The 25,098-nt window shown below is 44.6% G+C and carries 17 protein-coding genes; 12 read left to right on the top strand and 5 right to left on the bottom strand.

Going from position 1 to position 25,098, the window contains the following annotated elements; translation table 11 throughout:
- Positions 1-267: 267 nt before the first annotated feature.
- On the top strand, positions 268-534 hold the full coding sequence (locus tag ATB74_RS02655; protein ID WP_004737730.1) for an Lpp/OprI family alanine-zipper lipoprotein: 267 nt from the start codon (positions 268-270) through the stop codon (positions 532-534).
- A gap of 184 nt (positions 535-718) precedes the next feature.
- Here the strand turns inward: ATB74_RS02655 and ATB74_RS02650 are convergent, their stop codons facing one another.
- A complete protein-coding gene (locus ATB74_RS02650) occupies positions 719-1,693 on the bottom strand; it encodes a L,D-transpeptidase family protein (RefSeq protein WP_061016356.1) in 975 nt (324 codons plus the stop codon).
- Between the two features lie 348 nt (positions 1,694-2,041).
- Here ATB74_RS02650 and deoD point away from each other — a divergent pair, with 348 nt between their 5' ends.
- The 4 genes from deoD to ATB74_RS02630 all read left to right on the top strand — a co-directional run bounded on the left by deoD (position 2,042) and on the right by ATB74_RS02630 (position 7,539).
- A complete protein-coding gene (gene deoD, locus ATB74_RS02645; protein ID WP_048661021.1) occupies positions 2,042-2,752 on the top strand; it encodes a purine-nucleoside phosphorylase in 711 nt (236 codons plus the stop codon).
- Between the two features lie 82 nt (positions 2,753-2,834).
- On the top strand, positions 2,835-4,304 hold the full coding sequence (locus tag ATB74_RS02640; protein WP_048661020.1) for a lactate dehydrogenase: 1,470 nt from the start codon (positions 2,835-2,837) through the stop codon (positions 4,302-4,304).
- A 185-nt stretch (positions 4,305-4,489) separates the two neighbouring features.
- Positions 4,490-5,959, top strand: a complete 1,470-nt coding sequence (locus ATB74_RS02635; protein ID WP_060980605.1) for a hypothetical protein — start codon at positions 4,490-4,492, stop codon at positions 5,957-5,959.
- Positions 5,959-7,539: a GGDEF domain-containing protein gene (locus ATB74_RS02630; RefSeq protein WP_061016352.1), complete on the top strand. Its 1,581-nt coding sequence runs from the start codon at positions 5,959-5,961 to the stop codon at positions 7,537-7,539. The genes ATB74_RS02635 and ATB74_RS02630 overlap by 1 nt, the downstream gene beginning before the upstream one ends.
- 102 nt (positions 7,540-7,641) lie before the next feature.
- Here ATB74_RS02630 and ATB74_RS02625 read toward each other — a convergent pair whose 3' ends face one another.
- Entirely contained in the window at positions 7,642-8,544 is a 903-nt protein-coding gene (locus tag ATB74_RS02625) for a DMT family transporter (protein ID WP_060980607.1), read from the bottom strand.
- 249 nt (positions 8,545-8,793) lie between these two features.
- Between ATB74_RS02625 and ATB74_RS02620 the strand changes: the two genes are divergently transcribed.
- The 6 genes from ATB74_RS02620 to ATB74_RS02595 all read left to right on the top strand — a co-directional run bounded on the left by ATB74_RS02620 (position 8,794) and on the right by ATB74_RS02595 (position 14,408).
- Positions 8,794-9,189: a DUF3302 domain-containing protein gene (locus ATB74_RS02620; RefSeq protein WP_060980608.1), complete on the top strand. Its 396-nt coding sequence runs from the start codon at positions 8,794-8,796 to the stop codon at positions 9,187-9,189.
- Positions 9,189-10,319, top strand: coding sequence for an HlyD family secretion protein (locus tag ATB74_RS02615; RefSeq protein ID WP_060980609.1), 1,131 nt, complete (start codon positions 9,189-9,191; stop codon positions 10,317-10,319). The genes ATB74_RS02620 and ATB74_RS02615 overlap by 1 nt, the downstream gene beginning before the upstream one ends.
- A gap of 302 nt (positions 10,320-10,621) precedes the next feature.
- Complete coding sequence (locus tag ATB74_RS02610; protein ID WP_048609818.1) at positions 10,622-11,170, top strand: ECF-type riboflavin transporter substrate-binding protein; 549 nt, start codon at positions 10,622-10,624, stop codon at positions 11,168-11,170.
- Between the two features lie 6 nt (positions 11,171-11,176).
- Positions 11,177-12,871 carry an ABC transporter ATP-binding protein gene (locus tag ATB74_RS02605; RefSeq protein WP_061016351.1) on the top strand — a complete coding sequence of 565 codons (1,695 nt, stop codon included), beginning with the start codon at positions 11,177-11,179 and terminating at the stop codon, positions 12,869-12,871.
- Positions 12,868-13,707, top strand: coding sequence for an energy-coupling factor transporter transmembrane component T family protein (locus ATB74_RS02600; protein WP_060980611.1), 840 nt, complete (start codon positions 12,868-12,870; stop codon positions 13,705-13,707). Before ATB74_RS02605 ends, ATB74_RS02600 begins: the two co-directional genes overlap by 4 nt.
- Before the next feature lie 224 nt (positions 13,708-13,931).
- Positions 13,932-14,408 (top strand): hypothetical protein, encoded by a 477-nt coding sequence (locus tag ATB74_RS02595; protein WP_060980612.1) that lies wholly within the window; start codon positions 13,932-13,934, stop codon positions 14,406-14,408.
- A gap of 64 nt (positions 14,409-14,472) precedes the next feature.
- On the opposite strand, the gene glgB is transcribed toward ATB74_RS02595, so the two are convergent.
- From glgB to ATB74_RS02580, 3 genes are all read right to left on the bottom strand, one after another.
- A complete protein-coding gene (gene glgB, locus ATB74_RS02590) occupies positions 14,473-16,653 on the bottom strand; it encodes a 1,4-alpha-glucan branching protein GlgB (RefSeq protein ID WP_060980613.1) in 2,181 nt (726 codons plus the stop codon).
- 175 nt (positions 16,654-16,828) lie between these two features.
- Positions 16,829-19,009: a 4-alpha-glucanotransferase gene (gene malQ / locus ATB74_RS02585; protein ID WP_061016348.1), complete on the bottom strand. Its 2,181-nt coding sequence runs from the start codon at positions 19,007-19,009 to the stop codon at positions 16,829-16,831.
- Between the two features lie 175 nt (positions 19,010-19,184).
- Complete coding sequence (locus ATB74_RS02580) at positions 19,185-21,638, bottom strand: glycogen/starch/alpha-glucan phosphorylase (RefSeq protein ID WP_061016346.1); 2,454 nt, start codon at positions 21,636-21,638, stop codon at positions 19,185-19,187.
- Between the two features lie 566 nt (positions 21,639-22,204).
- Here ATB74_RS02580 and malT point away from each other — a divergent pair.
- Positions 22,205-24,913 (top strand): HTH-type transcriptional regulator MalT, encoded by a 2,709-nt coding sequence (malT, locus tag ATB74_RS02575; protein WP_061016344.1) that lies wholly within the window; start codon positions 22,205-22,207, stop codon positions 24,911-24,913.
- Positions 24,914-25,098 lie beyond the last annotated feature (185 nt).

Genomic DNA, 25,098 nt, shown 5'->3' with positions numbered 1-25,098 from the left:
TATCCCTTAATCTATCTTCAGCTAGAACATTGTATGCATTGCAAGTAAAGGGGCATCTACCTAAAACCACATCAAAGCCGCATCCAAATTTCACATCTCATAAGTGAGACAGAACGTGATACTCAGCTAATTACCTCAAAAATTTAGCAATTTCTTTAGTTATTGTTTTTGCGCTTAAAAAATTAGTCGCTACAATCATTAATGAAGCGACTATATGATAAAGAATGTATAGCGCATCTTTTGATGATAAATAAGCAAGGAGTTCTTATGAATAAGACGTTAATCGCAGCTGCGGCCTCAGTTTTCATTTTAGCCGGTTGTTCTTCAGAGCCAGAAGAAGCTGCAGTGTCAGAAATGGATCAACTAACTAACCAAGTTGCTCAACTTACAAGCGAAGTTGAAGCGCTTAAGAGTGACAAAGCAGCAGCAGAAATGAAGGCTCAAGAAGCATCTGAAGCCGCTATGGCAGCAAAAGAAGAAGCAGATCGTGCTAACGACCGCATCGACAATATTGCAGAGTCTTACACTAAGTAATTTAGCTATAAGCGCAATTAAGCTGTAGATTTCAAAAGACGTATATACATTGCAGTAAATTGATAACACCACCTCTTCACAGAGGTGGTGTTTTGTTTTCAAGGTCAATAAACCAAAGTTCAACAGATGAATGGGCAGAACAGCTCTGGGTGCTCACACTATTCGAAACTTATAAATAGCATATTTAGTTAGAAATCATTGGCGGAGCAATTTCAACTGGCACGCCATTTTGAGCAAAGATAACCGCTTTGGCTTTTGAGTTAGGCAAGTCTGCATCTTCAAGCCACCATTCTAACTCGACAGGTATTTGCAAGGATTTCTTAGAGCCATCGCTTCGTGTCAATGGTTCATGCGCTTCAACAAACACGCTTCTATCTGGTTCTAATGACACCTTAATGGGTTCATTAATAATAGTGACCTGTTCACCACGACTCACTTGTTCAAAAAGCCACTCGATATCTTTAGGCTCCATGCGAATACAGCCAGAGCTTACGCGTAAGCCTATTCCAAAATCTTTATTGGTACCGTGTATCAAATAGTCGCCTGCGCCATAAGCAAGCCTTAAAGCATACTCACCAAGTGGATTTTCAGGCCCTGCAGGAACGACCTTAGGCAACTCAATTCCCTTCTCTAAATACTCTTTGCGGATCGACTTCGGTGGCGTCCAAGTCGGATTTGGTCTTTTTTGGCTTATCTTGGTGATCATTTCCGGCGTATCACGTCCGACTCGTCCGATACCGACAGGGAACACATGCACCTGATTTTTCTCGGGCTCAAAGTAATACAGCCTTAACTCCGCAAGATTAATAACAATACCTTTTCGCGGGGTATCTGGCAGGATCAAACGGCTAGGAATACTTAATATATATCCTTCCGCAGGTAGAAAAGGGTCTACCCCTTTGTTTGCCGCCATTAAAGAGAGAAAGCCAATATCGTATTGTTTAGCAATAATAGCTAACGTTTCACCCGATACCACTTCATGCTGCTGTATTCTCCCCACAATGCGGCTTTCTGCAGGAGGGAGCTCAAAAGTTGCCGCAGAGACCCACGACGACACCATCCCACCGGCAATCAAAGTTACTTTCGCTGCAAGCAACACTACTTTACGTAATTGTGTTTTCATCGAATGCAAAGGCGTCGAGTTAGCGCAATACGACATACAAATCCTTGGTTTGTCTTTTTATCAAAGTTTAGATTATCGCTGATCAAACGTCTCTACAACGGTTAGTTACAGCTAAACTAACGTTGGTTTATATAATTAAAAGCACCTTTTAGTACTGTTGCATATCCATATGGACACGCAAAATCGATTGCCTTTACGCTTTCAACATATTTGGTTATCAATATTAATAAAACTATAATGGCAAACCTATTTTGTGACTAAAGTCTCATGGAGCCTCGTTTTAACTCGCTAATATTGCCTCAACAAAACGAATTCAATTCAACAGAATCGGTAATTGATTAAATCCTGTTCCTATAATTACCGTTTAAACTTTGGAGAACGACCATGGCTACACCTCATATTAACGCTCAAGCTGGTGATTTCGCAGAAACAGTACTGATGCCGGGCGACCCGCTTCGCGCAAAATACATTGCAGAAACATTCCTTGATGACGTGAAGCAAGTTTGTGACGTTCGCAACATGTTTGGCTACACAGGCACTTACAAAGGTAAGAAAGTTTCTGTAATGGGCCACGGTATGGGTATCCCATCATGCTGCATCTACGTACACGAGCTAATCGCTGAGTACGGTGTGAAGAACGTTATTCGTGTAGGTAGCTGTGGTGCAGTACGTGACGACGTTAAACTAATGGACGTTGTTATCGGTATGGGTGCTTCTACTGACTCAAAAGTAAACCGCATTCGTTTCAACAACCACGACTTCGCGGCTATCGCTGATTTCGGTCTTCTAGAAGAAGCGGTAAACCAAGCACGTGCACAAGAAGTTCCAGTTAAAGTTGGTAACGTATTCTCTGCAGACCTTTTCTACACTCCAGAAGCTGACCTTTTCGAAAAAATGGAAAAGCTAGGCATCCTTGGTGTTGATATGGAAGCAGCAGGTATCTACGGTGTTGCTGCGGACCTTGGTGCTAAAGCACTGACTATCCTAACAGTATCTGACCACATCATCCGTGGTGAGAAACTGAGCTCAGAAGAGCGTCAAAAATCTTTCAACGACATGATGAAAGTTGCTCTAGAGACTGCAATCAACATCTAACGATTTGATAAAAGATACATTGAAAAGCGTTACCCCGCAGCCAAGCTCACTTGGCTGCTCAAATAATCCCGAGGGGGAGATCGTGTCTAACGACAAGCTGCCAAAAGATGCGGATGGTTTGCAACTCAACTTTTGTAAAACATTGGCGTGTGACAACTTTGGCTTGAGCGATGCAAAACGGTATGTTTTGCAACACGCTAACCCTAAGCGTCCAGCGATGGTTTGTCGTGAATGTGGAGCTTTCCCCCCCTTACTTAACAACCGTGAAGTGTTAAGCGAACTTCATCGCCTAAGACAACTTCACAGCGATGGGCTCCCAGCTTGTCGTAATGATGATTGCGATAACTTCGGCTTATCGGTTCATACCCACAAACATCTTTATCATGCCTTCGGCTACAGTGGAGACAGGCAGCGCTACAGATGTAAAGATTGCCAATCAACCTTCGTTGATAAATGGTCTGGGTCCAATAAAAAACTTCAGTTTCAAGAGAACCTCATGGGCCTATTGTTCATGGGTTATTCCGTGCGTGAAATCTGTAGAAAATTAGAGATCAACCCAAAGACCTTCTATGATCATGTTGACCATATCGCCAGCCGTTGCCGTCGTAAATTAGCGATGATCGATGCTCGATGGGTTAACCATGCGAAAGATTACGAATTCGCTTCTCACTACCAACGTCTACAACCACAAAGCAACAACGGCGTGGTTTGGATAGCGACGGGTGAGGCGCATTCTGGTTATATCCTTTGCCAGCACGTTAACTACTCTCAAAATGAAGAGCCGTCAGGGAATGTGGACCATAATCCTTATGATGATGTTGCGCGCTTTGTATCCAAAGAACACTCTTCAGAAGCTAATCTCGAACTACCTCAGCCCTCTGACAAGCTAAAAGAACGCATTGAGCAGCAGTATCAAGTGATTCTAGCAAGAGGTAATGTTGAGGACCCGATGGGCAACCTCACTACATTTAGCTACCCTTCGAAAGGCGCACTAATTCGGCCGCCTTATACCTCATATGCTCACTTCCTACATGTGCTTGATATGTGTAATGAAGACAAGCATGTCGCCATCTATATGCCACAAGATCCATTACTAAGATCTGCCGCTTTAAGCGTATGTTTGCCGCGCATCCAGAGTCAAAATATTGACCTTATGTATGTAGAGGAAGATTCGGGCTGGCAAGACGATCAAAGTTTCGAAAAGATCGACATCGTTCACATGAGTTGGTGGCGCGATCGCTGGGCTATCGCGAATCAAGGTGATAATCAGAAAGGCATTTGCTACCTAACGGGTAACAATCCAGAACCAAAACAGTGGTTTAACACGGCCTCTATTCAGCAAACTAAGTTCTATCAACAACGCTTTCAGCTACTATTTGATAGCTTCATTAATGAACCTAGACGTAAGCTTCGTCCTGGGGGCATTCTTCCATTACTCGACATATTTAGAGCTTGGCACAATCTGTGCTACCAAGATAAGCAAGGGCTCACAGCAGCGCAGCGCTTAGGTGTAGCAGAGCAGCCATTGACCCTAAAGCAACTACTTTCATAAAAACGGACATCTAGATAATTATTCGGGAACTCATTGATTTTAAAGCGACAACATGAGGTAACACCCATAATTGGAAAAGATACGTGTTCCTTTGACGCTCTGGGAAAGATAATTGGTGCTTATCTCAAATCACACTCTTATAATGATTGTGTTATCAATATGTTCGATAATTATGGATCTAAGTCTTGGACAAAAATCAGTACCTTCTTGAAACAGAACTAGAACAACTCAAAACTCGTGCCGACTCTGAGCCCTCAGTGATCCTAGAGGTTGCTCAACAGTGCCTAGTCAGATCAGAGCAAGTTCTGTTTGAAGAGGGGGCAATCCAGTCATTGATGTTGATGGCAAGATGCTGTTGGAACCTGATGGATTACCAAAAAGGTTTGAAATACATCAAAGAAGCCTACAAGCGCCAAAGCCGACTAGATACCGACCTTTTTCTTCCCGAAATTCTCCACTTACACGCGCTCCAATTCTGGGGGCAAGCAAAGTATTACTCCGCTCAACAGTTCTGGATCAATGCCTTAGAACAATCTGCACTGGTTGATGAAGTCGAGATTCAAATTGAATGTCTCATTGGTCTGGGCAACATTTGGCGAATGACTCACGAATATAAGCTTGCACGTTCTACCCACCAGCTTGCCGTTAAAGTGGCTAACAATAGCCGCATTGGTTGGTTAGAAGGCAAGGCAAGAATACTGCTCGCCTGGGATTACTACCTGCTTAGCAACTACGTTGAAATGTTGTCGGTGCTCGATGGTGCGGAAGAAGCATTAAAAGACCATAAAGATAACACCTGGCATGCTGAAGTTTGGGACTTTCGAGGTCTTGCACTACTGGGCCTTGAGCGTTTAGATGATGCCGAGCGCGCTACAGCCAAAGCGCACAATCTAGCGGTAGAGCACAACCTTGTCTGGATGAAAGCGCACTCTTACATCAGTCGAGCTCGATTAAAGCTCCTGAGAAAAAAACCAGAGCAAGCAGCTGAGTTACTGAGGCTCGCTGAACAATCCGCAAATGAATTCGATAATGGTGAGTTGCTTAGCCAAATTTGTTACCAGCAATCCTTGGTTGCAGAAGAAAACCAAGATTTCAAAGCTGCGTTAGTCGCCTTTAAAAAATACCGTCAATATTCTATCGGCATGCTTAAAGAGCAAACTAATCGTGTCGGTTTGGACAAAGCACGCAGTTCAAAACGCCAGCTTGAGCAGAGAGCACGAAAGCTTATTAATCGTATTCGTGGTCAACACGAGTACGATCCTGAAAAGCACCTCTCTTATGTCGTCTCTGAAACCTTTTGGTGGGAGAAACTGGTACTCTTTAAGACAGAACTTAAGCGTTCAAACCACAGCATCATTATGTTCCATCATGTCGATACTGATTACTTAGATGTCTGTACTGAGATTGCTCATACCTTATGTAATCAAAACGACTTCATAGCAAGGCTGAGTTCCGAACGTGTTGCGCTTATGCTTTCCGAAAAAGGCGAAGTCGCAGAGCAAACCTTCCAAACTCTCAGCACCATGCTTGATATCTATCCGTGGCATAGAAGAGGATTAAAAGGTTCGAGACCCGCTGTCAGCCTCAACGATATTTTGACGTTCCCGTTCACTCTTGAACAACTAGAAGAAGACGATGCTGAGGTCACAGGATGATGGAAACTCTACTAAGCAAGATCACAGATGCCGGTTTAGACCCTTCATCGGTATCAGGTGAAGAAGCGATCATATTCTGGAACCACATTCGCCAGCACGTTTCGACTACACAAACAGAGCAAGCGCATTGCTATATTATCAGCTCTGAATACCGTGCCGAATTACAACAAAAGCAAACCAGTATCGAAGAGCTAAGACTTGCTCTTGACCTACTCCATCTTCCTGCGGATATCGAAGACATTCTTACAGTAAAAACCAGCCTAAGTGACCGCTTAGTCGAAATTGGTGATTACACTTCTGCACTGAATGAATTTGTCAGCTCATCAACCATCGCTGTTGAACACGGCCATATCGATGAGTATGTATTGGCAATCTTAGGCATGGGGAACTTATGCGATGCCTATGGTGATCACAACAGAGCCCTTCGTTACTATCAAAAAATTGGCAGTATTGACCATGCGATAAGCAGTCGCTCACTTCGCCTCAAGTTCAAACTCCATATGGTGGCAAGCTTGCTCCTGCTCAACCGCGTTACTGCAGCCAGCGATTTACTGAATGAATGCGAAGAACTGAGTATTTTGGTAAGTGACAAGCTGCTCACTGCTCAGATATTGCTTTACCAAGCGAAGGTACTGCGCGCTAAGAAAAGATACAATGAAGCGCTACGCTGTCTATCTAAGGTTCAATATCCAGCCAATAGTACTCAAGCAAGCTGGCTTGCGACCATGACTCGACTAGAGTTAGCACATTGCCTAAGTGCAATAGGAAAGCAAGACTATGCAAGCATGATCTTATCGAGCACAGACAAGCGTGTGAAAGCATACTCATCGCCAGTGCTTGCAAAGCGATTCTACGATTCGCTGAGTGATGTATGTATGAATCAAGGACGTTTTCAAGAAGCCCTGAGCTATGAGAAAAAAGGTTACCGAATTGAAACCGATCTGATGAAGAAGATCCCGATCAGTGAGCTGGGTGCGAGTCAATTACGCCGCCTGTCACGTTTTGAGTTACAGCTCAAACTCATCCTTTCTGAACAAGAAAACAGAGAACTGAAAGAGACGACTGAACAACACAAGAATGCAGTTGCTCAGCTACAGCAAGATGTTTTCACCGACCCACTGACAGGGTTACACAACCGTCGCTGGTTAGATGTGAAATTAAAGGATATGTTGCTGCATGAAACCTCTTTCGCGCTGATGGTTATTGATATCGACCACTTTAAATCTATCAACGATGAGCTAAGCCACTTAGTGGGTGATAAAGCGATCGTCAGCGTCTCTCAAGAACTTAGAGCGTACTTCAAGTTCAGAGGAGCTTCATGTGTCAGGTTTGGTGGAGAAGAGTTCTTGGTCATCCTAGAGAACAGCGATCTTGCTAAGGCAGAAATGCACTCTGAAAATTATCGAGAACGCATCTTCCAATTCGGATGGCATGAAATACTCGGAGAACGAGGTTTAACCGTGAGTATCGGTATCACTTTACATCGTGAGGGAGAGAACACTCAACGTACCTTCTACCGCGCAGATAAAGCCTTATACCGAGCCAAAGCCAATGGCCGCAACCAAGTGTGTACTGAATAGTAGAAATAGCAGTAGTGAAAATGGAAAGTCATTCGTATTCTGCCCTCTCCCTCTCAATAATCAGTCGCACTGAATAGAACGACTGATACTGACAAAATTGAACTATTGATAGAAGAAAAGAGAGATCCCAGCTAAAGCGGCAAGTGTTCCAATAACACTTTGCTTAGATGCCTTCTCCCCTTTAATCGCATAAATTACCAAAATAAAGACCGGGCTGGTTGCTATTAACGTTTGTGCAATCGCTGGGTTAGCATTTTTCAACGCCACTTGCTGAAGCCATAGAGCGAGAAACGTACCGACAAAGATTGCCGCTGAAAGCCAAAGTTTGTCGATCTTTGTCATTTCCCATAAATCTCGTTTTATCGATGAATACGGCTTCTTTTCAACAAAAGGGATAATCAGCATTACAGCACACACGCCAATAGTCAGGCGAACTAAAGCACCTAACAATGGTGGAATGTCACCCGCCACTAACGCGTAATGAGAAATAACCACACCCGATGCCTGACAAACACTCGCCACAAGCCCATAACCAATGCCCCCCCACTGCGCTTTGTCATTCGATTCACCGCTCGCCGATTTTGATGGCTGGAAAACTACGAAGGTTACCGCAAGTGTTGTAATTACGACACCGAGCCAACTTTGAAATGTTAAGGCAGCGCCAAGGAACATTAGAGCTAACACGCCAGAAAGAGGCGGTGCCAAAGATTCCAGTAGCAGAGTCTTATTTGCACCGATTCTTTTTAATGCCGCAAAATAGGCGCTATCTCCAATCGCAATACCAATCACACCTGAAATTGCCAATATCAGAAAATGGTTGGTACTCAGTTCAAACTCCGGCATAGGGATAAGAGGCATCACCAGCAACATCATCCCAGATGCCACTACCCCCTTAACAATGTTCAATTGCATAGCAGAGAAGCGATGTCCAAATTGTCCATAGATCCATGTCGCACACGCCCACACAATCGCAGCGCCAATGGCCGCCAATTCACCTATATACATCCATGTTTATCCTTTGTGATTTGGTACGTCATTTAGAATCGTAACTGTCATCATTTCAACTGAAATACCGACCAGAAAGCCGAAATAGCCTCTTCAATGCGATGGAATTTTATAAGATCCATCAATGCTTTTATCCGCATTAGAAGCGACAACACATTATTTTCAACTCGGTAAATCATTTTTATAACAATTACTTGGATGATAGCGTACTATATTTATAACTAATATCTAACATTACAAGGATCTGTTATGTTTTTAGACTACTTTGCACTCGGTCTACTGATTTTCGTAGCATTAGTCATCTTTTACGGCATCATCGTTATTCACGATATTCCCTATGAAATTGCGAAAGAACGTAACCACCCTCATCAGGACGCTATTCACGTGTCAGGCTGGGTTAGTCTATTCACCTTACACACTATTTGGCCCTTCCTTTGGATCTGGGCAACGCTCTGGCGTAAAGATCGTGGTTGGGGCTTCGCTAAATTAGAAGAAGAGCAACATGATATTCATCATCGCGTGGATATTCTCATCGATCAAGTGAGTACCCTTCAGGAAGAGATCGCACAGCTAAAACAAGCGAACACCGAACCAAGCAGCACAGAAAAAGAGTCAAACAACGTTCAAGATCAGGAGGCTAAGTAATGGATTTACTACTGATAATGACCTACGCGGCACTTTGTATCACTATTTTCAAAGTATTTAATATCCCATTAAACAAATGGACAGTGCCTACCGCTGTGCTTGGTGGTGTAGTCATAGTGGGAACATTGATCTTATTAATGAACTATAACCACCCTTTCACACAACTCGGCAACCAGGTTTACTCAACGACCCCGATAGTTTCAGGCGTTAGAGGTAAAGTGATTGAAGTGCCAGTAGAAGCGAATAAACCTCTTAAAAAGGGCGATATCCTCTTTAAGATCGATCCGATTCCGTTCGAGGCTGAAGTCGCAAGATTAGAGGCAAAGGTCAAAGAAGCAAGCCAAGGTGCACTAGGAATGGAATCTGATGTTGCTGAAGCAGAAGCCGCAAGAATCAAAGCCATTGCCGAGAGAGACAAAGCACAGCGTGAATTCTCTCGTTACAAGCGTGGTTATGATAGTGGCGCCTTTACCGAACAACAATTGGATACTCGCAGACAAGCTTATAAGGCATCAGAGGCTGCTGTAAAAGTTGCAGATGCGACGTTAGAAAAAGCAAAAATTGCCTTGGATTCTGAGATCGGTGGTGAGAACACCGCAGTGTTAAGCCTGTTAGCTGAATTGCGTAAAGCTCAATTTAACTTAGAGCAGACCGTTGTTCTAGCTCCAACTGATGGATATGTTACACAACTAGCACTGCGACCAGGCGTAATGGCTGTACCGCTTCCTCTAGCTCCTGTCATGACCTTTGTCCATACAGAAGAAAAGTACTACATCGCAGCATTCAGACAAAACTCATTACAACGACTGCACCCAGGCTTCGAAGCTGAGTTTCTGTTTAGAGCACTACCAGGCAAGATTTTCAAAGGTCGTATTGACGAAGTAATTCCTGCAATCGGCGAGAGTCAAATTCAAGCACGCGGTACACTTATTGGTACCAATGCACTTCGTACTAATGGACGTGTATTTGCTAAAATGACCATCACTGATGACTTGTCTGACTACCATTTACCTATGGGTACTGCCGTTGAGGTTGCCGTTTATTCTGATAGCTTCACTCACGTGTCTATCATGCGTAAGGTACTTATTCGTATGAAGAGTTGGCAAAACTATCTATACCTAGACCACTAAATGGTCCTAGATAAACGACGAACCCACTTAACACATTGTTAATACGAATGAAAAAGCCAGACCCGTTCTGGCTTTTTTGTTGCTTGATTAACCATAAAATTGCGCTTTTCACACGATATTTAAATGTTCAGATGGAATTTTAGACATCTAGACACTTACCTTCCCTTATGGAAGGGTTCTACTGTATAATGCGCGCCTTATTTTTTATATTTGCCCAAAAAACGTTCTCATTGAGACACATATTAATAATGGTGAATATTCGTTATTTATTTTGCTTTATCTTTCAGTATTCGAGGTTATCTATGAACTTTTCAGCTAAAACAGTGGTTGTTATCGCCATTGGCGCGGCACTGTATGGCATTGGTGGTTTACCTATGTTTGGTGTCCCTGTGTTTGCTAACACGACATTGAAACCAGCAATGGCAGTCCTAGCACTGTTTTCTGTATTGTTCGGCCCTATTGTTGGCTTCTTAGTTGGCTTTATCGGTCACTGGGTAACGGATTTGTTCGCAGGTTGGGGCGTGTGGTTAACTTGGGTTTTAGGCTCAGGTATCGTAGGTATGGTTATCGGCTTATTCCCTATGATGACTAAGAACCGCCTTCAACAAGGTGAACTACCAATGAAAGATTTTGTATTGTTCGTGGTACTTGCCCTTGCCGGTAACGTTGTAGGCTATGGTTGCTCTGCGTTCCTAGACACCATCCTATACGCAGAACCGTTTACTAAAGTATTCACTCAACTGTCTATCATCGCAGCGGGTAACACCGTTCTGATCGCTGTTGTGGGCTTCCTGATCCTAAAATCAGTCGCTAAACGCAACAAACAAAGCCGCAACCTGACTGAGGCATAAGCGATAATGACTATAGCATTTTCGAACTTCTCTTTTAGATATGAGTCGCTGGATAAACCGACGCTAAAAAATATCAATCTAAGGATAGAGAAAGGAGAGAAAATCGTCATTATTGGGCCAAGTGGTAGTGGTAAATCTACCCTAGGTCAGTGTCTCAACGGTCTAATACCTCATGCAATTAAAGGTGAGGTAACGGGCTCTTTAGAGATCAACGGCAAGAACATCTCTGAGTTTTCGATGCACGACTATACCGAGCAAGTAGGTACAGTATTGCAAGATACTGACAGCCAATTTGTGGGTTTGAGTATCGGTGAAGATATTGCTTTCGCACTCGAAAACCAGTTGATGTCGAATATTGATATGTACCCGTTAGTTAAGTCGACTGCAAAAATGGTCGACCTAGCGGACATGCTTGAGCGTTCACCTCATGACCTTTCTGGTGGTCAAAAACAGCGAGTATCGTTAGCGGGCATCTTAGTTGATGACGTTGATATCTTGCTGTTTGATGAGCCTCTAGCAAGCCTTGACCCTAAAACGGGTAAGGCAACGATTGAGATCATTGACCAGCTCCATAAAGAAACCAACAAGACTATCGTGATTATCGAGCATCGCCTCGAGGATGTCCTACATCGTGATATCGACCGCGTGATCTTAATGGAACGCGGTGAAATCATCGCTGACACGACACCCGATGAAATCTTGGCTTCTGAATTACTTGATACACACGGCATTCGTGAACCGCTTTACTTGTCGGCGCTTAAAGCGGCGAAAGCCCCACTAACCAGCAAAGATAAGCTGTCAAACCTCAAAGCTTTAGACTACAAAAGGTTCCGCCCTGCTGTTCAAGCTTGGTTTGCTGAGCGCCCTGCCCCGATAGCAGAGAAGCAGTACCCACCTTTACTTGAAGTTCATGGTCTGACTTATTCTTACGACGGCGAAAAAAATGCACTCGAAGATGTAAGCTTCAAGATTGGCAAAGGTGAGTTTGTTTCGATTCTGGGCAAAAACGGTTCAGGTAAATCTACCATCACTAAACTCATCATGGGGGTAATCGATGCCGATTCAGGCTCTTCATATCTAAATGGTGAAGACTTATCCGAGCTTTCCATCTTCGAAAGAAGCCAGAAAGTCGGCGTAGTGATGCAGAACCCAAACCACATGATCTCACATCATATGATTTTTGACGAGATTGCTTTTGGCCTTCGTAACCGTGGCATTGCAGAAGATCTTATCGAAGAAAAGGTAGAGAACGTTCTTGAGCTCTGTGGGCTGAGCAAGTTCCGTCACTGGCCCATCGAAGCACTAAGCTACGGTCAGAAAAAACGTGTAACGATCGCATCTATCTTAGTGTTAGAGCCTGAGCTCCTCATTTTAGATGAACCGACAGCAGGTCAAGACTACCGTAACTACACATCCATGCTGGCATTCATCCAAAAGCTTAACCGTGATTTGGGTATTACCGTTGTGATTATCTCTCACGACATGCACCTCGTTCTAGAATACACCACACGTTCAATCGTAATCGCAGACAGCAAGTTGATTGCAAATGCAGCGATGACGGAAGTATTCAGTCAACCATCACTTCTAGAACGTGCAAACCTTTGTACCACCAGCATTTATGAACTCGCGACTATGATGAAAATCGACGACACCAATGCGTTCATGCAGTACTTCATCGACTATGAGAGAAGCGCTCAATGAACGCATCAAAAGTAAAATTCGGCATCAATTACATTGATACAAAATCACCGCTTCATGCTCTCAATGGCATCACAAAATTTGCGCTCTTCTTAGCTTGGGTAACCGTGGTATTGACTACGTTCGACCTAAGATTGATCACTTTGCTTATTGTGACTGGTTTATACCTGCTAAAGCTTACCAATGTCCCTGTACGCGTGTATAAGCCTTTGTTATTAGGTACAGTGAGTGTATTAAGCCTAAATGCTTTGTTCATGTATCTGCTGGCCCCGCAGCAAGGTACTGAGCTCATCGGCAGCGAAACTTTATTGCTGACATTGCCGGGTAACTACTCGTTGAGCCAAGAGACTCTGTTTTATTTAGTCACTGTCACACTTAAGTACATGAGCATGTTCCCGATAGCGTTGATTTTTGTTTTCACAACGCATCCGACTGAGTTTGCAGCGAGCCTCAACCGTATCGGTGTTCCTTACAAGATCGCCTACGCGGTGAGCTTAACACTGCGTTATCTGCCTGAAGTTAAAAAAGACTTCATCAATATCATGCATGCTCAACAGGCTCGTGGTGTAGAGCTTTCAAAGAAAGCGCCCTTAATTACTCGTATCAAAAATGTGGCTAAGGTTCTAGGACCGCTCATTTTCTCTAGCTTGGACCGCGCAGACGAGATCTCTAACGCAATGACGTTACGAGGTTTTGGCCGACACAAAGCACGGACTTGGTATAGCTATGCACCTTTGAAACGTATCGACTTTGTTTGTTTGAGTGTCATCGGATTAATCGTGGTACTAGCGATAGTAAAACGCATTCTGGAGCCTCAGCTATTTTGGTATCCGTTCTAACTGTCGGAATTAGCAAATATAAACAACAACTTTAAATAACACACCGCTCATTAGGGCGGTGTTTTTATTTATACAAAGATCTGATTGATAATTGAACTAATGACACAATACTGACCATATTTAACGACAAATTGACCATTTATTTACCTTTGAGGTTTGAGGTTTAGTTCATAAGCTCTTAATATGCTCTGCTTACAGAATGTTACACCCAATAGAGGCTTGTAATGGCTCGAATTACCCAAGTTCAGAAAATAGAAAATCAAAAAAACTACGATGAAATCGTATTAAATCTTTTTCTAGCAGAAGGACATGAAGCGCTAACTTATGCAAGGATTGCTCAAGAAATCGGCATTAGTTTAACTACGTTACAAGGGTACTATCCTTCAACACGTGCAATAAGAACTGTCTTACATGAACACGTATTGGCTATTATGATGAAGTCATTAGACTTTTCAGATCAGGGGACGTTTTACAGCTCTTGGCAAAACGCACTTACTGAAAAACCTTTTAGACACTCTATCAAATTGATGTTTTTCCATGCATCGCAAAACTGTCTTCCAGAAGAGTTTAACTTACAAATTGATGGTGAGTTTCGTCAGAAGATGACTGAAAGGTTCGGTTCTGATGCAAGGGCGATCATTGAAGTGGTCATTGGACGCTCACTATTACAACTCACCAATTTTAGTAGAACTCCAGCGTAAAACAGCAACTGACAAGAACAAAAAACGGGAGCCTTTTGGCTCCCGTCTTGTTTTAAGCTAGCGCTTATTTCAACTTATAGAATACTGTTGAAAGTGGCGGTAAACGCAGCTCAATCGAAGTGTCTAGCCCTTCGCTTTCTACCGATTCAATCTCAGCTATCTGCTTCACTTCAAAACCACTGCCCGCATAATCAGTTGAGTCTGTATTCAACAGCAGTGAGTACTCACCTTGTGCAGGAACACCTAAGCGGAAATGTTCGTGAGGAACTGGTGTAAAGTTAGAGACAACTAATACACGCTCACCAGATTCACTGATGCGCTCATGCGCAAGAATGCTCGCTTCAGCAGAGTCCTGTAGACGCCATTCAAAACCTTTCGGGTCAAAATCAAGATCGTGCATTGCAGCTTCAGAGCGATACAGGTTATTCAGGTCTTTAGTTAAACGCTGAACACCTTGATGACGCTCGTAATCCAACAAGAACCATTGTAGTTGGTCATCATGATTCCATTCAGCCGTCTGACCAAATTCTGCGCCCATGAAGTTCAGCTTCTTACCCGGCTGCGCATACATGTAACCCATATAAGCACGAAGATTTGCCGTTTGCTGCCATTCATCACCAGGCATCTTGTTGTGGATAGAGCCCTTACCGTAAACCACCTCATCGTGAGACAGAGACAATACGTAGTTCTCACTGTGAGCGTAAACTAACGGGAACGTAATTGTATCGTGATGATATTTACGGTTAATTGGGTCTTCTTGAATGTATGACAAACTATCGTGCATCCAACCCATGTTCCACTTAAAGCCAAAGCCCAAGCCGCCCATGAAAGTGGGTGCCGAAACACCTGGGAAAGCTGTCGATTCTTCGGCAATCGTCATCGCATTCGGGAAATGCTTGTACACTTCTTCGTTCATCCACTTAAGAGTTGCGATAGCGTCATAGTTTTCGTTGCCGCCGTCTGCGTTCGGAATCCATTGATCATGGCTGCGCGAGTAATCGAGGTAAAGCATCGAAGCGACTGCATCAACACGAATGCCATCAATGTGGAATTGCTCGAACCAGTACAATGCGTTAGAAACTAAGAAGCGACGTACATGCTCTTTGCCTAAATCGTAAATGTACGAGTTCCAATCTTGGTGCCAACCACGACGTGGATCTGGATCATGGAACAATGGCGTACCATCGAAGTTTGCTAGGCCGTGATCATCACTTGGGAAGTGAGCAGGAACCCAATCCAGAACAACACCAAGACCCGCTTGGTGACATTGATCGACGAAGTATTTGAAATCATCTGGAGAACCAAAACGGCTAGTCGGTGCAAATAGACCTACTGGCTGATAGCCCCAAGAACCGTAGAATGGGTGCTCTGAAACTGGCATTAGCTCAACGTGCGTGTAGCCAAGATCTGTTAGGTATGGGATCAGCTCTGCCGCAAGCTCGCGATAATTTAAGAACTCGCCTTCAGCGTTACGCTTCCAAGAACCCGCGTGCAGTTCATAGAACGAAAGCGCTTCTTTACGCTTTTGCGTTACAGGGCGATTCTGCCATTGAGTATCTTGCCACTGGTAACGAGCATGATCGTAAGTCACAGATGAGAATGATGGGTATTGCTCAGAGTAGAAACCCCATGGGTCAGCTTTGTGTGGTAAGCCTTCGCCATTTGGTCCTTTTAATTCAAACTTATATTGAGCGCCTTCTTCCAGTTCAGGAATGAATAGGCCCCACATGCCGTAATCTAGGCGCTGCATTGGGTGGCGACGACCATCCCAAGCGTTGAAGTTACCCACCAAGCTTGCCGCAGTTGCATGCGGTGCGTACACCAAGAAACGCGTACCTGAAATTGTCTGACCATCACGCTCTAGCGTAATAAACTGAGCCCCCATGTGATGGTACATATCTTTAGGTGTGTGAAGATCTTCGTAGCTCGCGTACAGATCGTGGTACTGGTACGGATCATCGATGATCTGTTCTACGCCAGCCCAATCAACCGCAAGCTTATAGTGAGTGAAACGTAAGTCTCTCTCTTGCTTAAGAATAAAACCACTTTCACCCTCTCGCGATAACTCAATACGAGGTTCCTTTCCAACTATCAACTCGACTTTATCTGCCCCAGGAATCCACACACGTAATGCACCTTGCTCAGAAGGTAAGTATGGCCCTAAAAACGCAAATGGGTCTGTGAAACAAGCCTGTGATAGTTGGGTATATATTTGTTTTTGCTTTGAAATCGAACTTAGTTCCAAAACGTTTCTCCCTAACCAAACATCCAAAAAACATAATACAAAAATGCCCGCTATTAGTGCGGGCAATATAACGACGGTTTATTCTACCAGATGAGCATTCATTATTGAGTGACCGAAGTTGTAGTTTCGTACGGCGTAAGCAAAAAACCACCTAATTTCAAGTCACTCAACGTCATTACTTACCTGCTTTTTCTCGAACGTCAGTTAGCTTAGAAGCGATACGATTAACGCCTTCATGAGCAAAGATTTCGTCCAAGTTCATTGATAGTTTACGACGCCAGTTCGGGTACTCATCGACCGTGCCAGGAATGTTTACCGGCTTATCCATCTCTAACCAATCTTCCAGCTGAACACTCAGTAGTGTTGAACCACCAGCTGCTACGTGCAGTTGAAGAGCTTCAGCAAGGTAAGAATCCATCGGCACTTGGCTCGCATCGCGACCCACACCTTCAGGTAGGAAACCATGCCATGCCACTGAATCTAAGATACCTTGTTTGCACTCAAGACGGTCATCGAACAGAGTTTCTAACTGTGCTGCGTCTGGGTATAAACCAATCTCTTGACCCATCTTCAAGTCATCACAGTGCCAGAAGCCACGCAGTGTTGGCATATCGTGCGTACACAGTGCCGCCATTGATTGTGATGCATAGTGTTTCGGTGAGATGAAACCACCGTCTTCTTCTGATGTTTCAAAGAAGAACACTTTGTAAGAGTGCACGCCAGCATCTGCTAGGATGTCTACGATCTCATCCGGTACCGTACCTAAATCTTCACCGATAACGCTACATTGGTAACGGTGAGATTCGAGCGCAAGAATCGACAGCATATCTTGCACTGGGTAGTAGATGTAAGCGCCCTTAGTTGCGTTCTCACCCTTTGGAATCCACCACAAACGCAGTAGACCTAAAACGTGGTCAATACGCAGTGCACCACAGTGCTTCATGTTTGCACGAAGCAGCTTGATGTAAGCGTCGTAGCTTGTTTCTTGAAGCACTTCCGGGTTTAGCGGAGGTAGACCCCAGTTCTGACCCAAAGGACCAAGAATATCAGGTGGAGCACCAATGCTCGCATCCATCACAAGGTTGCCTTCGTCAGCCCAAGTTTCGCTGCCTGAATCTGCAACACCTACCGCTAAGTCACGGTACAGGCCAACAGCCATGCCTTTCTCTTCAGCAAGAGACTGTGCATCGTTGATCTGGCAATCTGCTAGCCATTGTAGGTACATGTACAGATGAACGTTTTCTAGGTTCTCTTTGATGTACTTCTGTGTCGCTGGGCTGTCGAATGTACGGTACTTCTCAGGGAATACCGGCCATCCCCACATGCCAGAATCTTCAGCGTGTAGTTCACCATGTAGAGCATCGAACGCGGCTTGATGCATTAGGCTGTCGCCACCCTCTTCTACGAAGGCTAAGAACGCTTGTGCACGGTCGCTGTTCTTGTCTAGATGACGAGTCTTAAATTCTGCGAATAACAGAGGCAAGATGCTCATCTTAAGTTCAGACACTTCGGTGTAGTTTACCCAGTGTGCTTCACGCGCTTTTTGTAGACGCTGCTGGAACTCTGCGCTGCCTACCGTTTGTTGTGCTTCTGCACTTAGTGCGAATTCAGGTACTGAACTCACATCAATGTATAGGATGTTCAACCAGCGACGAGAAGACGGGCTGTATGGGCTCGCGCCTTCAGGGTTCGCAGGGAACAATGAGTGGATTGGGTTTAGACCAACGAAATCACCGCCGCGAGAAGCGATATCAGCAACAAGCTGTTTTAGGTCACCGAAATCACCAATACCCCAGTTGTGCTGAGTTCTTAGTGTGTAAAGTTGAACACTTGGTCCCCACAGCTTTTTGCCTTGCTCGATTGGTGACTGCTTGAAACACGCTTTTGGCGTAATAATCAGTGTCATCTCGTAAGGCTTCTTACGGCGCTTACGGCTCACAATTAGCTTGTGATAACCCCATGCCAAATCACTTGGCAATGCAAACACTAAAGGGCCACCCTCAGCACGCTCATCACGAACGACTTGAGATTGAAGATAGCCTTCAAGTACCTCTCCTTGCTCGGTTTCTAAGCGCCAGCTGAACTCACTTTCACGAGCACTTACACCTAGATTAAGCGCCACTTCTACTGGCTCACCGTCACGCAAGACAAGAACTGGGTCTAGTACATCTTTTTTGTGTTTTCTTTCTGCTGACTTAAGCAGTGCATCATCGCTGCTTGTATCGTAGCCCAACGAAGCCAATAGAGACGTAATCGTCTCGTCTGATACTTGTGCTTCATCGCCCCACGCACTAACGTAACTGTCGGCAATGTTTGCCATTTCTGCGACTTGTTTTAATACGGTCTGTTCTTTCATCGCTCTCTCCGAAAACGTTCTGACGCTTTCTATTTTGTAGGGTTGTTAATTTAATTTTTTACTAATCAATTAGCTTGTGACAATCAGTTTGTAAGCATTGCTATCGGATAAGCCATCTGTTTGCTCACAAGCTAATTGAGCCAAGGCAGAAACTGCCTTGGCTACTTTGGAAGTATTAACGGTTAACCGCTTCAAGTTTCCAGATGTTGTTCACGTAGTCGCGGATAGAGCGGTCTGATGTGAACTTACCAACCAATGCGGTGTTAAGAATCGCTTTCTTAGCCCAACCTGCTTGGTCTTTGTATTGCGTGCCCATGTCTTCGTGCGCTTTCACGTAAGATGCGAAGTCAGCAAGACATAGGTAAGGGTCACCACCGTCTAGCAGGCTATCAAACGTTGCACGTAGAAGACCTGGTTGACCCGGTGTAAACTCATCGCCAGTCAGAAGGTCTAGAGATGCTTTCAGTAGTGGGTCTGCATTGTAGTAGTCGTATGGGTTGTAGCCCTGAGCTTTCAGTGCTTGAACACCATCAACGTCTAGGCCGAAGATGTAGATGTTTTCATCACCCACTTCTTCACGAATCTCAACGTTTGCACCATCCATCGTACCGATAGTTAGCGCGCCGTTTAGAGCCATCTTCATGTTGCCCGTACCAGATGCTTCTTTACCAGCTAGTGAGATTTGCTGAGAAACGTCTGCTGCAGGGATGATGATTTCAGCCATGCTTACACGGTAGTCAGGAATGAATACCACTTTCAGTTTGTTGCCGATACGAGAGTCGTTGTTGATCTTCTCTGCAATCTTGTTAACTGCGAAGATGATCTCTTTCGCTAGGTGGTAACCCGGAGCTGCTTTCGCTGCGAAGAAACATACGCGTGGCTCACACTCGAAACCAGGTTCGTTAAGAATACGGTGGTACAGAGATAGAATGTGTAGCAAATCTAGATGCTGACGCTTGTATTCGTGAAGACGCTTGATTTGCACATCAAAGATAGCGTTAGTATCTAGCTCGATACCCATGTTCTCTTGAACCCAATCAGCTAGGCGCTGTTTGTTTTCTTTCTTAACAGCCATAAATTCTTTTTGGAATTTCGCGTCTGTTGCAAACTTAGCGATGCCTTCTAGCTGCTCAAGTTTTACTGGCCACTCAGTACCAATCTTATCTGTAATTAGCGTAGATAGACCTGGGTTACAGAACTTCAACCAACGACGTGGCGTGATGCCGTTCGTTACGTTAGTCAGTTTACCTGGGAAGATTTCGTTAAACTCAGGGAACAAGTCTTTCTTAACCAGTTGTGAGTGAAGCGCAGCTACACCGTTTACTTTGTAAGAGCCAATCACACATAGGTTTGCCATGCGAACCATGCGGTGGAAACCTTCTTGGATGATAGAAAGCTTCGCTTGCTTCTCGCCGTCACCAGGCCACATCTTGCGAACTTCTTGCATGAAACGGTGGTTGATTTCAAAGATGATTTCCATGTGACGTGGAAGAAGACGGTTGATCAAAGATTCAGACCAAGTCTCTAGCGCTTCTGGAAGTAGTGTGTGGTTCGTGTATGCGAACGTATGAGCACTGATTTCCCATGCTTGGTCCCAAGATAGACCTTTCTCGTCAATCAAAATGCGCATTAGCTCAGGAATCGCAATTGTTGGGTGCGTATCGTTAAGCTGAATCGTTTCTTGCTTAGGCAGATCTTCTAAAGAGAAACCTGCTGCTTCGTGACGACGTAGAATATCGCGAACAGACGCTGCTGAGTGGAAGTACTGCTGCATTAGACGCAGAGTCTTACCTTTCTCGTGGTTGTCGTTCGGGTAAAGAACTTTCGTGATGTTACCTGCATCGATTAGCGAGTGTTGCGCTTCGAAGTAATCACCGTTGTTAAAGCTTGCTAATGAGAATGGTGCAATTGCCTGACATTCCCAAAGACGCAGCGGGTAAACCGTGTTTGACTCGTAACCTACGATAGGTAGATCCCAAGGCATTGCTTTTACTTCCATACCTGGAACCCAAGTACGTACTTCTTTACCGTCAATGAATTCAACTTCTACATGACCGTAAAAACCAATGTGTTGTGCTAGTTCTGGACGAGCTACTTCCCATGGGTAACCTTCAACACCGCGCCACGCGTCAGGTGCTTCTTGTTGGCGACCGTCTTGGAAAGACTGTTTAAATAGACCGTACTCGTAGTGAAGACCGTAGCCTACTGTTGGGTATTCTTGAGCGGCACAAGAATCCATGAAACAAGCAGCTAGACGACCAAGACCACCATTACCTAGTGATGGGTCGCGTTCTTCTTCTAGAAGGTCAGTTAGGTTTTGACCTAGCTCTTCCATTGCATGAGTGATCTGCTCGTACAGACCCATGCTGATCAAGTTGTTACCTGTTAAACGGCCAATCAAAAACTCTAATGAAAGGTAGTTAACGCTTTTCGCGTTCTTAATTTTTTCATCGTTTTCAGTTTCTAGCAGGTCGAATGTTGTGAGTTCTGCTAATGCGCGACCCATTGCTAGGTACCATGCGCGGCTATCCGCGTTTTCAATCGTTGTTGCGTAGGTTGCAGATAAATGCTTCTTAACGCTTTCTTGGAACGACACTTTATCGAAAGTTTTTTGCTGAGTTGGTTTCATTTCAGAAATCTCGCTTTAATAGTTCTAATTCATCTGTGACATATCGTGCATGGTCACCATAAACTAAACATCCTCCCGCTAACGCGACTAACTAGGAGTAGATGGGAGGGCGTAGGGGGCGTACCGACTTAGGGTTAGTGATCTGACTCTCATGTTCTGACTTCGAACAAAAACTTGAAGTGACTAAGATCACAAGCTCCCGTTCGATAACTTAACTTCAATTGATGTGACTTTTATTTAACCAAACTGAACTCATTGCCAAATCTGAGTTTGAGATCACGAAATTTTTTTCCTACTCTCATCTTTTGCATAAATCTCCGTGTAGAAATGAACTAAGTCACATTCAAAAACCAACCCACAACGTGAGCAAAGTCTCAAATAAAGGGCGTAGAAGCCTAAAAACATGCAGGAGTGCAAGGTTTCTGCGGAGGATCATAGTCGGTGTCGTTTTGCTTCACGTAATATGAGTAAAGACTTAAGTAATTAGGCTAGTGTCATTGGACTGCACTCAATGAGTGCTTGAAATATTCCAGACCATAGCCACGGAATAGGTGTAAAACTTCGACATGTGGATCCCATCGAAACTGACTCGTCCCGGCCGCTTACATAATGCAATCCTAAGACCTAGGGTTCTCGATCTGCTTCACAATGCAGATTGCTATAAGCTTGTGTTGTTCCGCTCTCCAGCGGGCTACGGCAAAACCACCATGGCAGCACAATGGCTGGTAGATAAACCCAATGTGGGTTGGTACAGCATTGATGATAGTGACAACGATGCCTTCCGCTTTATCAACTACCTACTTCAATCACTTAATAAAGCGACTCAAAATGCTTGTCCGAATGCCCAAAAGCTGGCAGAAAAACGACAGTTTTCATCACTGCATTCTTTATTGAGTGAAGTGTTCGCCGAGATGTCGGAATTCCATCACGAGTGTTTTCTGGTGTTGGATGACTATCACTTGGTCAACAATGACGACATCCACGAAGCCATGCGCTTCTTCCTCAAACACATGCCCGACAACCTAACGTTGGTTGCCACCAGTCGAGGTACCCCACCACTTGGTACAGCAAACCTGCGCGTTCGTGACTTAATGATCGAATTAGGTAATGACTCGTTGGCGTTTGATACCGAAGAAACTACACGCTTTTTCAACCAACGCGTAGCCGACGGCATTGATGACACCACTGCAGACAGTATTTGTAGTTATGTAGAGGGTTGGCCTTCTGCGCTGCAACTTATCGCGCTACAAGCACAACACCAAAAACGCACCCTGGCACAGTCCGCAGAGTCTTTCTCTCACTTTAACCACGCCCATCTTTGGGACTATTTGGTTGAAGAAGTATTCGACCTGCTAGACAAAGAAACCCGACAATTCTTGATGCAGTGTTCAGTGCTTGATCACTTCAACGATGAGCTTGTTTGTGCACTTACACAGCGCGAAGATGCGTTAGGTATGATCGAATCACTCAACCGTTTTGGTTTGTTCATCTACCCACTTGAGGGCGAAAAGAACTGGTATCGCTTCCATAACTTGTTTGGTGAATTCCTCGCACATGAGCGTCAAGCTCGGATTCCTCAACAGGAAGCTGAACTGCACCGAAGTGCTGCAAAAGCGTGGATCAAGCAAAACACTCCACACCAAGCTCTGCGCCACGCACAGCGCGCTGAAGATCCAGAGCTGATCATTCAAATCCTGACTGAGCACGGTTGGCCAATGTTCAACCAAGGTGAGCTTTCATCTTTAGAGATGGCGATCAAGCAACTGACTACCGATCAACTCTACAGCGAGCCAAAGCTTTCAATGCTGCGCGCATGGTTGGCACAAAGTCAGCACCGCTATGACCAAGTGGGTACTTTGTTGGAAGAGGCTGAGACTCAATATCAAGCTCGAAACATTGAACTCGATACTCAGCAGCAAGGCCAATACAACGCCTTACGTGCACAAGTTGCCATTAACAGCAATGAGCCTGAGAAAGCATTGGAATTGGCTGAGCTTTCGTTGAGCCAACTGAACACCACCGTTTATCGTAGCCGCATTGTCGCAACCTCAGTTGTGGGCGAAGTGAATCACGTAATGGGTAACCTAAGCCGTGCGCTACCGATGATGCAACAAACAGAAAAACTGGCACGTCAGTATCAAGTTTACCATCAGGCACTATGGGCGATTCTGCAACAAAGCGAAATTCTGATTGCTCAAGGTTATGTTCAAGCTGCGTTTGAACTACAAGACAGTGCATTCAAATTGATTGAAGAGCATCAACTTCAATACGTTCCGCTGCATGAATTCTTATTGCGTGTTCGAGCTCAGATCTTCTGGTGTTGGAACCGATTGGATGAAGCGGAAGAGTGCTGCTACAAAGGCTTAGACATCCTTGGCCACCACTCTCCGAGTAAACATCTGCACAGCTATTCTATGCTGGCTCGTATTTCACTAAGTCGCGGCGAGATTGATAAAGCGTCGAAATTTATTGACCAAATCCAACACCTTCTGCGTCAATCAACTTACCACGTAGATTGGACGGCAAACGCTTCTCTTTCTTTGATTCTGTTCTGGCAAGTAAAAGGCGATAAAGAGGCGATACGTGATTGGCTGAGTGTGGCTGTTCGACCTGAATCGGCAAGCAACCACTTCTGCCAACTTCAGTGGCGAAACATCGTTCGCGCTCACATCATCCTTGAACAATACGAAGAGGCCGAAGAAGCTTTGACGTTCTTGAAGAATGAAGCTCAGCGTTCACACCTGATTACCGACACCAACCGCAACTTGATCGTTGAAGCGGTGTTACGTACACAAATTAACGATGAAGACAGCGCTCGTGTTTTGCTTGAAGAAGCGCTTCATATGACTAACCAAACTGGTATGGTCGGTAACTTCTTGGTCGACGGTGGAACTATCGGACATATCTTGGATAAGTTGAGCAACAAGCCAGGCTTAGGTGACTTAGAACGCCATCGCGCTCAACAGATCATGAAGGATATCTCGACCACGCAACGCAGCCGTTCTGTTCACTTCGATGAAGACTTTGTTGAGAACTTGGTTAATCACCCGAACATTCCTGAGCTGGTGCGCACTAGCCCACTCACCCAGCGTGAATGGCAAGTACTTGGTCTAATCTATTCAGGGTTCAGTAATGAGCAGATCGCTCAAGAACTCGATGTAGCGGGTACCACTATCAAGACTCACATCCGTAACCTTTACCAAAAGCTCAACATTGCTAACCGTAAAGAAGCAATCAGCACAGCGGAGAACTTGCTGCAGCTGATGGGCTACTAATACTGATTCGAGATTCGAGATTCGAGAAAACATAAGCTGGTCACCGATGGTGGCTGGCTTTTTTTTGGTCTGCAGTTTAGGGCCTAAAAGTATAGGGGCGGGAATAGAAAAAAGGAGCTCACCAAACGACAGGCAAAAAAATAGCCAACCGCAATAATCGCGATTGGCTCTATATATTTGTGAAC

The organism is Vibrio splendidus (genome assembly GCF_001557875.1).
In the GTDB taxonomy this organism is placed as follows: Bacteria; Pseudomonadota; Gammaproteobacteria; order Enterobacterales; family Vibrionaceae; genus Vibrio; species Vibrio splendidus_F.
Note: the sequence above shows the minus strand (reverse complement) of the source record. Positions and strands in the feature narration are given on the sequence as shown.

Coding starts and splice junctions, on each gene's coding strand:
- ATB74_RS02655 (WP_004737730.1), top strand. CDS start 268: ATGAATAAGACGTTAATCGCAGCTGCGGCCTCAGTTTTCATTTTAGCC.
- ATB74_RS02650 (WP_061016356.1), bottom strand. CDS start 1,693: ATGTCGTATTGCGCTAACTCGACGCCTTTGCATTCGATGAAAACACAA.
- deoD (WP_048661021.1), top strand. CDS start 2,042: ATGGCTACACCTCATATTAACGCTCAAGCTGGTGATTTCGCAGAAACA.
- ATB74_RS02630 (WP_061016352.1), top strand. CDS start 5,959: ATGGAAACTCTACTAAGCAAGATCACAGATGCCGGTTTAGACCCTTCA.
- ATB74_RS02625 (WP_060980607.1), bottom strand. CDS start 8,544: ATGTATATAGGTGAATTGGCGGCCATTGGCGCTGCGATTGTGTGGGCG.
- ATB74_RS02620 (WP_060980608.1), top strand. CDS start 8,794: ATGTTTTTAGACTACTTTGCACTCGGTCTACTGATTTTCGTAGCATTA.
- ATB74_RS02615 (WP_060980609.1), top strand. CDS start 9,189: ATGGATTTACTACTGATAATGACCTACGCGGCACTTTGTATCACTATT.
- ATB74_RS02610 (WP_048609818.1), top strand. CDS start 10,622: ATGAACTTTTCAGCTAAAACAGTGGTTGTTATCGCCATTGGCGCGGCA.
- ATB74_RS02605 (WP_061016351.1), top strand. CDS start 11,177: ATGACTATAGCATTTTCGAACTTCTCTTTTAGATATGAGTCGCTGGAT.
- ATB74_RS02600 (WP_060980611.1), top strand. CDS start 12,868: ATGAACGCATCAAAAGTAAAATTCGGCATCAATTACATTGATACAAAA.
- ATB74_RS02595 (WP_060980612.1), top strand. CDS start 13,932: ATGGCTCGAATTACCCAAGTTCAGAAAATAGAAAATCAAAAAAACTAC.
- malQ (WP_061016348.1), bottom strand. CDS start 19,009: ATGAAAGAACAGACCGTATTAAAACAAGTCGCAGAAATGGCAAACATT.
- ATB74_RS02580 (WP_061016346.1), bottom strand. CDS start 21,638: ATGAAACCAACTCAGCAAAAAACTTTCGATAAAGTGTCGTTCCAAGAA.
- malT (WP_061016344.1), top strand. CDS start 22,205: ATGTGGATCCCATCGAAACTGACTCGTCCCGGCCGCTTACATAATGCA.